10 protein-coding genes are annotated in these 13,185 nt (G+C 64.3%); 7 read left to right on the plus strand and 3 right to left on the minus strand.

From position 1 onward, the window contains the following. Positions 1 to 84: 84 nt before the first annotated feature. Positions 85 to 1,086 carry a class A beta-lactamase gene (bla, locus tag AC16XC_RS09385; RefSeq protein WP_484034389.1) on the plus strand — a complete coding sequence of 334 codons (1,002 nt, stop codon included), beginning with the start codon at positions 85 to 87 and terminating at the stop codon, positions 1,084 to 1,086. Between the two features lie 119 nt (positions 1,087 to 1,205). On the opposite strand, the gene AC16XC_RS09390 is transcribed toward bla, so the two are convergent. Further along, the gene (locus AC16XC_RS09390) at positions 1,206 to 1,445 is read right to left on the minus strand and encodes a hypothetical protein (RefSeq protein WP_484034390.1); all 240 of its coding nucleotides are present in this window, start codon (positions 1,443 to 1,445) and stop codon (positions 1,206 to 1,208) included. Positions 1,446 to 1,720: 275 nt separating this feature from the next. On the opposite strand from AC16XC_RS09390, the gene polA reads away from it, so the two are divergent. Both polA and AC16XC_RS09400 read left to right on the plus strand, forming a co-directional pair. Then, a complete protein-coding gene (gene polA / locus AC16XC_RS09395) occupies positions 1,721 to 4,591 on the plus strand; it encodes a DNA polymerase I (protein ID WP_484034391.1) in 2,871 nt (956 codons plus the stop codon). 79 nt (positions 4,592 to 4,670) lie between these two features. Beyond that, positions 4,671 to 5,744, plus strand: coding sequence for a mechanosensitive ion channel family protein (locus AC16XC_RS09400; RefSeq protein WP_484034392.1), 1,074 nt, complete (start codon positions 4,671 to 4,673; stop codon positions 5,742 to 5,744). 13 nt (positions 5,745 to 5,757) lie between these two features. On the opposite strand, the gene AC16XC_RS09405 is transcribed toward AC16XC_RS09400, so the two are convergent. Further along, positions 5,758 to 8,067: a CDC48 family AAA ATPase gene (locus AC16XC_RS09405; RefSeq protein ID WP_484034393.1), complete on the minus strand. Its 2,310-nt coding sequence runs from the start codon at positions 8,065 to 8,067 to the stop codon at positions 5,758 to 5,760. Between the two features lie 458 nt (positions 8,068 to 8,525). On the opposite strand from AC16XC_RS09405, the gene AC16XC_RS09410 reads away from it, so the two are divergent. From AC16XC_RS09410 to AC16XC_RS09425, 4 genes are read left to right on the plus strand one after another with little or no spacing between them, the layout of a single operon-like run. Further along, entirely contained in the window at positions 8,526 to 9,233 is a 708-nt protein-coding gene (locus AC16XC_RS09410; protein WP_484034394.1) for a CoA transferase subunit A, read from the plus strand. After that, entirely contained in the window at positions 9,233 to 9,904 is a 672-nt protein-coding gene (locus AC16XC_RS09415) for a CoA transferase subunit B (protein WP_484034395.1), read from the plus strand. The genes AC16XC_RS09410 and AC16XC_RS09415 overlap by 1 nt, the downstream gene beginning before the upstream one ends. 46 nt (positions 9,905 to 9,950) lie before the next feature. Continuing rightward, complete coding sequence (locus tag AC16XC_RS09420; protein ID WP_484034396.1) at positions 9,951 to 10,619, plus strand: ferritin-like domain-containing protein; 669 nt, start codon at positions 9,951 to 9,953, stop codon at positions 10,617 to 10,619. Between the two features lie 18 nt (positions 10,620 to 10,637). After that, a complete protein-coding gene (locus tag AC16XC_RS09425; RefSeq protein WP_484034397.1) occupies positions 10,638 to 11,912 on the plus strand; it encodes a spinster family MFS transporter in 1,275 nt (424 codons plus the stop codon). On the opposite strand, the gene AC16XC_RS09430 is transcribed toward AC16XC_RS09425, so the two are convergent. Continuing rightward, positions 11,909 to 13,138: a DUF418 domain-containing protein gene (locus AC16XC_RS09430; protein ID WP_484034398.1), complete on the minus strand. Its 1,230-nt coding sequence runs from the start codon at positions 13,136 to 13,138 to the stop codon at positions 11,909 to 11,911. The two genes, AC16XC_RS09425 and AC16XC_RS09430, sit on opposite strands and share 4 nt — an antisense overlap. Positions 13,139 to 13,185 lie beyond the last annotated feature (47 nt).

The following is a 13,185-nucleotide window of genomic DNA, read 5'->3' on the forward strand; positions in this document are numbered from 1 at the left end:
CTTGCCGGGCGTTGGCCCGCAATTAAGCTTCTGGAAAACTTGGATGGGTATGTTCGACTGATGGTGGGCAACAGGATTCGACCGTTGATTGCGGCGCTCGCGCTTGGCGCGGGGTTGATTGCGCCAGCCCAGCTATCAGCCCAGACTCATCCCGCGCAGAGTTTCGAGACAGCCTTCGACCTCACGCTCGGCACCGAATTGCGCGAACCGAAGAGCTACCTGCCGCAATTCGGATCGCCACTGGAACAGCGCGTCGCGCTGCTTGCGGCCAACCAGCAAGGTCGGATCGGCATTGCCGCGATGAATCTCACCACCGGAGAGACGCTGTCGGTTCTGGGGGACCAGCGCTTTCCGATGGCAAGCACCAGCAAGATTGCCATTGCCGCCACCTTCCTGGCGGGCGTCGACCAGGGGAAATGGTCGCTCGAAGATCGCTTCCCGGTGCTTGAGCCGGTCAGTTCGCGCAAGCTTTCGGGCACGCCCTCCCCGCTGCGCGAAGGCAAGGAGTATTCCGCCCGTTACCTTATCGAATTGATGATCACCCGCAGCCATAACGCCGCCACGGATGGCTTGCTGAAAGTGGTCGGCGGTCCTGACGCGGTAAACGCGTGGGTCAAGAACGCCGGGATCAAGGAATTCAGCCTTGACCGCTATATCGCGACCCTGGTCCGCGACGATGGCGAATTCGACCCGGCCGAACATATCGATTTGCGGGATTCGGCGACCCCGATGGCGATGGTCGAATTGCTCAAGGGCCTGCATGAAGGCAAGTGGCTGAGCAAGGACAGCCGCGACGTGCTGCTGGGAGCGATGGAGCGGTGCGTCACCGGCAAATCGCGCATTCCGGGGCAGATGCCGGCCGACGCGATCGTCGCCCACAAGACCGGCTCGCTCTACAATACCTCGAGCGATATCGGCTTTGTCACCAGCCCGGAAGGCCACACGATCGCGCTGGCGATCTATGTCACCGGCGGCAAGATGAACAAGCAATACCGCTATGACCGGATCGCGACGATCGCCCGCACGATCTATGACGGATATACCGGGCCGGGCCGGGTCTGGCTCAGGGCCGCCAATTCAAACTGACAGCGCTTGGCCGGTCGCTGCCCTGGAGTCCGGCTCTTGCAGTTAGCCTTCCCACAACGGAAATGGGCGCGGCCTCGCGGCCACGCCCATCCCTAACTTCCGGAAAAACAGCGTGCCTGTTATTCGGCGGGTGCTGCTTCTTCCGTCGTCTCGGCAGCTGCTTCGTCCATGGCGCCTTCGGCGGCTTCCATGGCATCGTCAGCGGCTTCGGCGGTTGCGTCGGCGGCTTCGTCAACAGCTGCCGCTGCTTCGTCTACGGCCTCGGTGGCTTCTTCGGTGGCTTCCTCTGTTTCCGACTGGCAGCCGGCGAGGGTAAGAGCGGCGCCGGCGAAAGCGGCGGCGAGTACGATCTTGCGCATGAATATATATCCTTGAACAGCGAGTAGACTACGCACGACTATTCGCCGCACGCAAAGCCTGCCGTCTCAAGCAGGCTTCGGAGGCCATAATTAGAGCCCAAAACCCTGCGATGCAAGCATGTTAGCCGCGAATGCGGTTGAAGCCCCGATATGCGCCGGTTCGCCCTGCCGGCACCGCCGCTCTTGCCGTGTTGCAGCATGATTGGAACGGCGCGGGGACAGGCGAATTCCGATTCGGGCTGACCTCGGACTGCAGCGCTGCTACCAGCATCCCCATGTCCGCCAAGCAGCACCTCTACCTCGTCGACGGCTCTTCCTACATTTTCAGGGCCTACCACCGGCTTCCCCCGCTCACCAATCCGCAGGGCACTCCGGTGGGCGCGGTCTATGGCTACACGACCATGCTGTGGAAGCTGGCCGACGATCTCCACAAGGCCGATGGCCCGACCCATTTGGCGGTCATCCTGGACAAATCCGGCACGAGCTTCCGCAATGGCCTCTACGAGCAATACAAGGCCAACCGTCCCCCGCCGCCCGAAGACCTGGTCCCGCAATTCCCCCTGATTCGCGATGCTACCCGCGCCTTCAGCCTCGCCTGTATCGAGGAAGAGGGATTCGAGGCCGACGATCTGATCGCCTCCTATGCGCGCGAAGCGACACGCCGGGGCTGGGACGTGACAATCGTCTCGTCCGACAAGGACCTGATGCAGCTGGTCGGTTCAGATCCCCGGACCGGCGCCGAAATCGACATGCTCGACACGATGCGCAACCAGCGCATCCACATCGCCGAGGTTGTGGAAAAATTCGGCGTCCCGCCCGAAAAGGTTGGCGACGTACTCGCACTGATGGGCGATTCGGCGGACAATGTTCCGGGCATCAGGGGGATCGGCCCCAAGACCGCGACGAGGCTGATCCAGGAGTATGGCGACCTCGAATCCGCACTCGCCGCCGCACCCGGGATGAAGCCGTCCAGGATGCAGGAAAGGCTGGTCGAGGAAGCGGAGATGGCGCGGCTCAGCCGGGTGCTGGTCGAGCTCAAGCAGGATTGCGACCTGCCGCTGGCGCTCGAGGAGTTCGCGCTGCAGGAAATTCCCAAGGAACCGCTGGCCCGGTTTCTCGAGGCCCATGGCTTTGCCAGCCTGTTGAAGCGACTCGGCGACGGCAGGGGGAGCCCGGATCGGAAGACCGATCTCGATCCGGCGAGGCAGGACAATGCCGGCGCCCCCGCTTCGCTCGAAGGCAACCGGCAGGACCTGCCCGATTGGCCGGCGATCGACCGCAGCCGCTATTCATGCGTGCAATCGCTCGACGCGCTGGACGAATGGATCGCGCGCGCGAAACATGCGCGGCTGGTCGCGCTCGACACCGAAACCACCTCGCTCGATGCGATCCAGGCCGAACTCGTCGGGATCAGCCTGGCCCTGGGTCCCAACGATGCCTGCTACATCCCGCTCGGCCATGGCGGCAGCGACATGTTCGCCGAGCGCCCGGCGCAGATCGACAAGGCCGAAGCGCTCCTCCGGCTCAAGCCGCTGCTCGAAAGCGACGCTGTCCTTAAGGTCGGCCAGAATATCAAGTACGATCTCAACGTGCTTGCCCGCGCCGGCGAGGCGATCGGCGGGCTAAAGATTGCGCCGATCGACGACACGATGGTGATCAGCTTCGATCTCGACGCCGGGGCGGGCGAGAACGGGCCGGGTGGCCACGGCATGGACGAGCTCTCCCAGCGCCATCTCGGCCACACGCCGCTCGCGTTCAAGGATGTCTGCGGCACCGGCAAGAAGGCAATCGGATTTGCCGAGGTCCCCTTGGGCCGGGCGACCGAATATGCCGCAGAGGACGCGGACATTACCTGGCGGCTCTACAAGACATTGAAGCCGCGGCTGGCAAGGGAAGGCGGTACAAGGATTTACGAGCGGGTCGACAGGCCGCTGATCGCGGTGGTCGCGCAGATGGAGCGCCACGGGATCAAGGTCGATCGCGAACGCCTTGCGCGCCTGTCTCGCGAATTCGCCGAGCGTACTGTCGCACTGGAAAGGGAAATCCACCTTCTGGCGGGCGAGGAATTTACGGTCGGTAGCCCCAAGCAGCTGGGCGATATCCTGTTCGACAAACTCGGCTACAAGGGCGGGCGCAAGGGCAAGAGCGGACAATATTCGACCGATCAGGCAATCCTCGAAGGGCTAGCCGCGGAAGGGGCCGAGATCGCCACCAGGGTGCTCGACTGGCGCCAGCTGACCAAGCTCAAATCGACCTATACCGATGCCCTGCAGGCGGCAATCAATCCCGCGACCGGGCGCGTGCATACGAGCTACAGCTTGGTCGGGGCCCAGACCGGCCGCCTGTCATCGACCGAACCCAACCTGCAGAATATCCCGATCCGGACCGAGATCGGGCGGCAGATCCGCGAGGCTTTCGTCGCCGAGCCGGGCAATGTCCTGCTCGCGGCCGATTACAGCCAGATCGAATTGCGGCTGGCGGCGCATATGGCCGACGTGCCCGAACTCAAATCGGCCTTCGAAAAGGGCGAGGACATCCATGCACGCACCGCCGAGGAGCTGTTCGGCCATGTCGATCGCGACAAGCGCGCGCGGGCCAAGACGATCAATTTCGCGATCCTCTACGGCATCAGCCGCTGGGGCCTTGCCGGGCGGCTGGGAATCGAGCCGGACGAGGCGCAGGAAATGATCGATACCTATTTCGCCCGTTTCCCCGGCATCCAGCAATATATCCACGCAACGCTCGCAAGCGTGCGCGAGCGCGGCTATTCGGAGACCCTGTTCGGGCGCAAGACGTGGTTCCCGCGGATCAATTCGGGCAATCCCAACGACCGTGCCGGGAGCGAGCGCGCCGCGGTCAACGCGCCGCTTCAGGGCACCTGCGCCGACATCATCAAGCGCGCGATGGTGCGGATGATGCCCGCGCTGGAGGATGCCGGGCTCGGCCCAAATAAGGAAGGCGGGGGGGTCCGGATGCTACTGCAAGTGCATGACGAACTCGTATTCGAATTACCCGAAGCCGATGTTGCCGCAGCCTCGCCAATCATCGAACAGGTGATGGCCAACGCCGCTTTGCCGGCGGTCGAACTCAACGTCCCGCTGGGGATCGAGATCGGCACCGGCGAAAGCTGGGACGCGGCGCATTGACGGCAATTGCGTGCCGCCGGATGTGCGGCCTCTGCTTTCCAAGGTTGAACCCTGCGGCTTCGGCCCATAGGTTCAGCCCATGACCGAACATATCCGGGAACTGACCTCCGCCTTCCCCGTCTGGGTCGGCCAGTCGCTCAACGCGATCGTGATCGTGATGATCGCCATTGTCCTGGCGCTGTTGCTGCACCGCCTGCTGTTCGCCGGGGTGCGTCGGCTCGCGAATTTGTCCGAGACCCCGCTCGACGACATGGTGTTCGACCGGCTCTACCGCCCGCTTCGCTGGGCCATGGCGGCGATTGCGATCGCCATCGCCAGCCAGGCCGATGCGACGCTGGCGCTGGCCTGGCAGAAGATTGCGGTTTTCGCAGTTCCGGCGATCATCGGCTGGATTGCCTATACCCTGATCAAGGTGCTCGCCCACGCTCTGGAATATCGGGTGGAGCTCTCGGACGATCCCGTTGCCACCCGCAGCCGCCGCACCCGCATCGCGATCCTGTCGCGCACCGCGGTGGTCGTGGTTGTGGTCATCACGATCGGGCTGATGCTGCTCGGAATCCCGGGCGTTCGCGATATCGGCACGACCATGCTGGCATCGGCCGGCATCGCGGCGCTCGCCGTCGGGGCCGCCGCGCAGCCCGCGCTCAAATCGCTTATCGCGGGGTTGCAGATGGCAATCACCGAGCCGCTGCGTATCGGCGACCTGGTGGTGGTTGATGGCCATACCGGGCGGGTCGAGGAAATCCGCATGAGCTTCGTCGTGGTGCGGACCTGGGACGAACGCGCGATCGTGGTGCCCACCGGCCGCTTCCTTGAGGAGAGCTTCGAGAACTGGTCGCGCAAGAACGAAATGCTGACCGGACCGGTGTTCCTGCATCTCGACCCTGCGACCGAGATCGGGCCGATCAGGGACGAGTTCCTGCGCTACCTCGCGACCCAGCAATTGTGGGACGGGAGGACGGGGCGCGCACTGCTGACCGATGCGCATCCCGAGAGTATCGAGCTGCGGCTGGCAATGAGCGCGCGTACGATCGGCGAATTGTTCGATCTGCGCTGCGCGGTGCGCGAACACATGATCGGCTGGCTGAGGACCGAAATGCCGGATGCGCTGATCCGGCACCGCTTGATCACCCAGGCACCGGCTGAAGGCTGAGCCCCGCCGCCCGCTAATCGTGCTTTTTGTCGCGGGTCGGCTCGACCATGCCTTCATGGATGAAGCCGATCGGCTGGACTTCCGCCGCGCGCTGCTTCAGCTCGCCCTTCATCTTGGTGTATTCCTCTTCCATCTCGGCGGTGACGGTGGCGCGCGAATCCTTGAGCGCCTCGGCGAAATCGGCAGCGGTGACGTGCTTCACGTTTACGCCGTCGCGCCGGATCGCGACTAGGCCGGCGCGGCGCACCACGTCTTCCAGGTCGGCCCCGGTGAAGCGAGCGGTTTCCTTGGCGATCTTGCCGAGGGCTACGTCCTTCGCCAGCGGCATGTCGCGTGTGTGGATCTTGAGGATATGTTCGCGCCCGGCAAGGTCGGGCGTGCCGACATAAACCAGCTCGTCGAACCGGCCGGGCCGCAGCAGCGCCGGATCGACCAGCGCCGGGCGGTTGGTCGCCCCGATCACCACCACCGATTGCAGCTCTTCCATCCCGTCCATCTCGGCGAGGATCGTGTTGACCACCCGCGCGGTCACCTGCGGTTCGGACCCGCCGGTCCCGCGCGCAGGCACCAGGCTGTCGATCTCGTCGATGAAGACGACGCAGGGCGCAACCTGCCTGGCCCGGGCGAACAGCCGTGCGATCTGCTGCTCGCTTTCGCCGAACCACTTCGAAAGGAGATCCGAACTCTTGATCGAGATGAAATTGGCTTCGGCCTCCTTGGCGACGGCCTTGGCCAGCAGGGTCTTGCCGGTGCCGGGCGGTCCATAGAGCAGGAAGCCCTTTGCCGGGCGAATGCCGAGCCGGTGGAACGCCTCGGGATTCTTCAGGGGCAATTCCACACCTTCGCGGAGCAACTCCTGGGCCTCTTTCAGGCCGCCGATATCCGCCCAGCCGACGGTCGGCGCCTGGACCATGACTTCGCGCATCGCCGAGGGCTGCACCCGCTTGAGCGCCTCGACGAAATCGCCACGCTCGACACACAGGTTTTCGAGCACATCGGCGGGGATCGATTGCTGCTCGAGATCGATCCTGGGCATGATCCGGCGCACCGCCTCGATCGCCGCTTCGCGCGCGAGCGCGGCGATATCGGCCCCGACAAAGCCGTGGGTGGTCCGGGCGAGCTCGGCGAGATCGACGCCTTCGCCAAGCGGCATGCCGCGCGTATGGATGGCGAGGATTTCGCGGCGCCCTTTCTCGTCGGGCACGCCGATGATGATCTCGCGGTCGAACCGTCCGGGGCGGCGCAAGGCCTCGTCGATCGCATCGGGGCGGTTTGTGGCCGCGATCACGACCAGGTTGGTCCGCGAATCGAGCCCGTCCATCAGCGTCAGCAATTGCGCGACCAGCCGCTTCTCGGCCTCGCCATGAACCTGCGCCCGCTTGGGGGCGATCGAATCGATCTCGTCGATGAAGATGATCGCCGGGGCCACGCGGGTCGCTTCCTCGAACACTTCGCGCAGGCGCTTTTCGGATTCGCCATAGGCCGAACCCATGATTTCGGGTCCGTTGATGGTGAAGAACTCGGCCTCGCTTTCATTGGCGACCGCCTGGGCGAGCCGGGTCTTGCCGGTGCCGGGCGGGCCATGAAGCAGCACGCCTCTGGGCGGATCGACGCCGAGCCTGGTGAACAATTCGGGATAGCGCAGCGGCAGTTCGACCATTTCCTGGAGCTGGCGGATGGTCTCGCCCATCCCGCCGACATCGTCGTAATTGACCGTGCCGCGCCCGTCGCGCGGCTCTTCGAACTCGGCGCGCAACTCGACTTCGGTGTTCTCGTCGATATGGACGATCCCCTTGGGCACCGTGGAAACGACGGTCAGGCGGATCTCGGTCAGTGCATAGGGCTGGGCGCGGAACATCCGCATGACTTCGGGCGGAATGTCGCGGACCGGCTGCTGCCCGTGCGTCGCGACGAGGTCGCCCGCCACCAGCGGCTGGCGGAAAAAGTTGCGCTTGAGCGCTTCGGTCGGCCCCTGCAGCCGCATGTCGCGCTTGGCCGGCGCAAAGACGACGCGGGTCGCGGGCTTCGAATCCGCTTTCCTGATCTCGACATGCTCGCCCGAGCCGGCTTCGGCATTGCCGCGCTGCAAGCCGTCGAGCCGGACGACTTCGAGCGTCTGGTCTTCCTCATAGGCGGAAACGGCGATCGCGGCGGTGGTCCGCTTTCCGGTTATCTGGACCGAATCGCCCTCGGTAATGCCGAGCGCGGCGAACACGGATTTGGGCATCCGGGCGATCCCCCGGCCGCTTTCTTCCTGGCGCGCAGCGGCGACCTGGAGCCTGACAATCTGCTTGTCCAGTTCCGCTGCATCGGCATCCGCCATCGGCCACGCATCCTTTCTCGACCAGTTCGACGTTCGAGACTGGAAGCTAGGAAGCGCGGGCGGCGATTGCAAAGGGCAATTGGTGAAACGCACCCGATGGGGCACCACAAGAAAAAAGGCCCGGACGTTGCCGTCCGGGCCATGGAAGTTTTGGGAGAGGATGCCTGAAAGGCAGGCTCCATATGCGTGAGCGCTACCATTTGTGCAAGTGCGAAAAGATCATCCTACGTTGCAGAATTTGCAACTTTACCTCTCAATGCCACATTTTCAGTTTTATTTCAATTATTTGGAAAACGACGTGCGGGCCCCAAAAAGTGCTGCATTGCAATAGAATCCCCCATTCTGTTGCATTGCAGCAGGAATTTCGGGTTCCGAAAGCGAGCCTGATGACATTCGGGACGCGCTCCTTTATTGCATTGCAGCATGGATTCGCGCCCTTTGCGGCACAGGAGATTCGCTTGGATAAGCTCTACCCCTCAGCCGAAGCTGCCCTCGACGGCCTGCTGCGAGACGGCATGCTGATCGCCGCCGGGGGCTTCGGCCTGTGCGGCATCCCCGAGCGGCTGCTCGACGCGATCCAGGCCAGCGAGGTCAGAAACCTCATCTTTGCCAGCAACAATGCGGGGATCGACAATGAGGGGATCGGCAAGCTGCTCCGCACCAAGCAGGTTGCGAAGATGATTTCTTCCTATGTCGGCGAGAACAAGGAATTCGAGCGGCAATATCTGGCGGGCGAACTTGAAGTAGAGTTCAGCCCGCAGGGCACGCTCGCCGAACGGATGCGCGCCGGGGGAGCCGGGATTCCGGGGTTCTACACGAAAACCGGCGTCGGCACGCAGGTCGCAGAGGGCAAGGAGGTCAAGCTGTTCGACGGCGAGGAGTACATCCTCGAGCGCGGGATCTTCGCCGACCTTTCGATCGTCAAGGCGTGGAAAGCGGACACAACCGGCAATCTCGTCTTCCGCAAGACCGCGCGCAATTTCAACCTCCCCGCCGCGACTTGCGGAAAGGTCTGCGTGGTCGAGGTCGAGGAGGTGGTCCCGGCGGGCAGCCTCGATCCCGACTGCATCCATCTGCCCGGAGTCTATGTCCAGCGGATGATTATAGGCAGCCCCTACGACAAGAAGATCGAGTTCCGCACGGTGCGCGAGAGAGAGGCTGCCTGATGACTGTCCATGACGGCCTGACCAAGGGCTGGACCCGCGACCAGATGGCCGCCCGCGCCGCGCAGGAACTCAAGGACGGGTTCTACGTCAATCTCGGGATCGGCATCCCGACGCTCGTCGCCAACCACATCCCCAAGGGCATGCAGGTCACGCTCCAGAGCGAGAACGGGATGCTCGGCATCGGTCCCTTCCCCTATGACGACGAGGTCGATCCCGACCTCATCAATGCCGGCAAGCAGACGATCAGCGAGCTGTCGCATTCGGCCTATTTCGACAGCGCCGCGAGCTTCGCGATGATCCGTGGCGGGCATATCGACCTCACCGTGCTCGGCGCGATGGAAGTCAGCGAAAAGGGCGACATCGCCAACTGGATGATCCCGGGCAAGATGGTGAAGGGCATGGGCGGGGCGATGGACCTCGTTGCCGGGGTCAAGAAGATCATCGTGGTGATGGAGCATGTCTCGAAACACGGCGAGCCCAAGTTCATTCCCGAATGCACCCTGCCGCTGACCGGCCGCAATGTGGTCGACATGATCATCACCGACCTCGCCGTGTTTCAGCGCCCGGATCACGACAGCCCGTTCCGGCTCGTGGAACTGGCACCCGGTGTCACCACGGGGGAAGTGGCGGCAATGACTTCGGCGCGCTACGAGACGATGCTCCCGGCCTGAGCGATCGCGCTGGCGCAGGGCCGGCAAATGTGAGAACTTGAAGAACATGAATCTGTTCGCTGCCTATCGCGAGCGGTTCCTCGATGTCCTCGCCTCGATCTACATTTATAACGAACATCGGGGATACACTTCGCTCGATCGCGTGCTCGAAGCGGCGCGCGCGCATTGCGGCGACGATCCCGGCTTTATCGAGGCGATCGAAAAGCACCGTGCCGACGAATTCAAGCATTACCGCATGTTCCGCCGCTGGTTCGAACTGCGCGAGGCGATGCCGCTCAAGGTCGATCGCACCTGCGGCCATATCGACCATTTCATCTTGGCGGTGTTCGGCTGCCCGATCGACGAGCTCGACACGGCGGAGATCGTTGCCGATCCGCGCAAGTTCGCGCGCCTTTGCCGGGTCATCATGCTGACCGAACAGCGCGGCATGCGGCAGGTCGAAGTGCTCCTCAGGAACCCGCATGTCCGCTCGAACAAGGCGCTGCTGAGAATCTTCGAAGTCGTGGAGAAGGACGAGCCGAGCCATTGGCAACCCTATCTCCACTGGCTCGAGCTGCATGGCCGGGCGAAGGCGCGCTGGCGCGAAGTGTGGTCCGACTACTGGATCCATAAATCGCTGATGCTGCTCAAGTTTCCCGCGCTGTTCTTGCGCCGCCGCGCGGCTCGGCTAAGACAGTGGCCGGACGAGGACGCGCGAGCTTACTTCCTCGCCTGAGAACGAGGAGAGGCCGGTTTGGGACTAGCTACGCGCCGCAATTCGCCATGGCTGGCGCTGTTCCTGCTCGCCGGGGTCGGCACGATCGGGTTCATCGACCGGATTGTCGTCAATGTCCTGGTCGAACCGCTCAAGCAGGAGTTCAGCCTCACCGACACCCAGGTCTCGCTGATGGGGCTGGCCTTCGCGGTGCTCAACATCGTCGCCGGGATCGGCGTCGCGCGGCTGGCCGAACGGGTCCGCCGGCTTACCCTGATCGCCACGGGCACGATCTTCTGGTCGCTCGCCACCGGGGCCTGCGGGCTGGCCGCGAGCTGGACGCAGCTCTTGGTTGCGCGGGTGATGGTGGGCCTTGGCGAAGCGATCGGCCTGCCCGGCAACCAGTCGGTGGTGGCGGACTATTTCCCCGCCAACCGGCGCGGATTCGCGATCTCGGTGCTGCTGCTCGCCCCGCCGGTCGGGGCGTTCATCGGCTTCGTCGGCGGCGGCTGGATCGCGCAGAATTACGACTGGCGCTGGACCTTCCTGATCGCCGCGATCCCGGGCGTGATCCTGGGCATATTGGTGCATCTGTTCGTCAAGGAGCCGCCGCGCGGCCAGCACGATCCGGGAGCGGGCGACGAGGTGCCCGGACTTGGCGCGGTCGTCCATCGCTTTGCCAGCCTGCCGAGCGCCCGCCACCTCATCGTCGGCTCGACCCTTGCGGCGACGCTCGGCTTCGGGCTCAATTACTTCTTCACCTCGCTGATGATCCGGCGCTTCGACCTGCAGATCGGCGAAGCCGGGCTCTATGCCGGCTTGATCGCCAGTCTCCCTGCGGCGCTGTCGGTCCTGGCGAGCGGCTGGCTGGCCGACCGCTTCAGCGCCAGGCATCCGGGCGCCTATGCCTTCATTCCCGGCATCTGTATGCTGCTGGGCGGGCCGCTCTATGCCTTTGCCATCGTGCAGGACAGCCTCGCGCTGCTGCTCGGGCTGGTGACGATCTCGGCATTGCTGCAGTTCGGCTATCTCGGGATTACCTTCGCCGCGCTCCAGAACCAGATGCATCCGCGCATGCGCGCGACCGCCTCGGCGCTGCTCAACGCGATCTATGCGATCGCCGGCGGGATCGGCCCGATCATCCTCGGCTGGATGAGCGACCGGCTCGAGCCGCAATACGATCTCCCCGGCTACGGTCTGGCGCTCGCCATGTCGCTGCTGTCGCTGGTCTATCTCTGGGCCGGGGCGCATTATTTGCTGGCGGCGCGCACCCTTGGACGCGACACTGCGGCTGCACTGGCAGTTCCGACCTAGCGCCTCAGTGGCGCAAACCGGCAATTGGCAAGCCCCCGCCACAGCCATTCGGCCGGCCCCTGCCGAAACCGCGCGAGCCACAGCGGCGAAAGGAGGAGCATCAGCGTGATCGGGACCAGCGCGATCGCATAGGCTTCCAGGCGCCCAACCTCGCCGAACAGGCCGAGCCCCCAGCCGGCAAAGATACCGCCCAGTACGAGGCTGGAGGCAAGATAATTGGTCAGCGCCATCCGGCCGGTCGCGGCCAGGCGCGCGACCAGCGCCGATCCCGCTTGCGACTGGAAGCCGGCCATCGCCAGGCAGGCCCAGGCAGTCCCCAGCAGCAGGTCGAACGGGGCCGACCAGACCAGCGCATTGGTGCCGATCACCGCGCCGTTGAAGCCGGCATGAAAAGCGAACGCGGCCAGAGCGGCCAGCGGCGGGAGCGCCAGGCCTGTGAGTCTGAAACCAAACCGCCGAAGTCTCGCAACCGGCCATTGCGCCACGATCAGCCCGCTGCGCAGCATGGCGATCCCTGCCAGCATCGCCGCCAGGGTCAGCGGCAGGATCGCGAGGCCTGCAAGCAGCGGGGCAGCCGGATTGGCGAGCCGCGCGGCAACCCGTTCGCCGAGTGCTTCCCGCCCTGTTTCCAGGCCACGGGCAATTGCGTCCGGATCGGCGCCGAAGGCGGCTTCGGCGGGAATCAGTGGCGCGAAACCGGTTCCGGGCACGGTGGCATAGCGCCACCAATATTCGAGCCAGCCCCAGGCGATATAGCCGCCGACCGCCATGTGCAGCGCAACCAGCGCAGCGGCTGCAAACAGCAAGCGCTTCACCGGCCAGCGGACCGCCAGCGGCAAGACCAGCCCGCACAGTGCGTAGAGCCGCAGCACGTCGCTCGATGACAGCAGCAGGGCATGGAGGAAGCCGAATACGAACAGCACCGCCATCCGGGCGTAATGCTTGCGCAGCGGATACTGGCGCTCGCGCTCGAGCAGGATCGCCACCCCCGTGCCGAACATCATCGCGAACAGATTGCGGAACTTGTCTTCGACCAGCACGAAGCCGAGCGCCCAGCTGCCGAGCTCGGCCGGGGCGGTGCCGCCATAGGCCGCCGGATTATAATAGGCGGCGGGCGGCATCGCGAAGGCGAACACGTTCATGAGTACGATGCCGATTACGGCAAAGCCGCGCAACGCATCGAGTTCGGCTATCCGGCCAAAGATCGAAGCAGGAGGCGTATCCATCGCCGCCTCCGGATGGGTCAGCCCAGTGACGCCTTCAAGTCAGCGAC

The sequence above is a fragment of the Candidatus Andeanibacterium sp. genome, from assembly GCF_057143545.1.

Excerpts from the sequence above, each read along its gene's own strand:
- AC16XC_RS09390 (WP_484034390.1), bottom strand. The coding sequence starts at position 1,445 with ATGCGCAAGATCGTACTCGCCGCCGCTTTCGCCGGCGCCGCTCTTACC.
- AC16XC_RS09405 (WP_484034393.1), bottom strand. The coding sequence starts at position 8,067 with ATGGCGGATGCCGATGCAGCGGAACTGGACAAGCAGATTGTCAGGCTC.
- AC16XC_RS09420 (WP_484034396.1), top strand. The coding sequence starts at position 9,951 with ATGAATCTGTTCGCTGCCTATCGCGAGCGGTTCCTCGATGTCCTCGCC.
- AC16XC_RS09400 (WP_484034392.1), top strand. The coding sequence starts at position 4,671 with ATGACCGAACATATCCGGGAACTGACCTCCGCCTTCCCCGTCTGGGTC.
- polA (WP_484034391.1), top strand. The coding sequence starts at position 1,721 with ATGTCCGCCAAGCAGCACCTCTACCTCGTCGACGGCTCTTCCTACATT.
- AC16XC_RS09430 (WP_484034398.1), bottom strand. The coding sequence starts at position 13,138 with ATGGATACGCCTCCTGCTTCGATCTTTGGCCGGATAGCCGAACTCGAT.
- AC16XC_RS09415 (WP_484034395.1), top strand. The coding sequence starts at position 9,233 with ATGACTGTCCATGACGGCCTGACCAAGGGCTGGACCCGCGACCAGATG.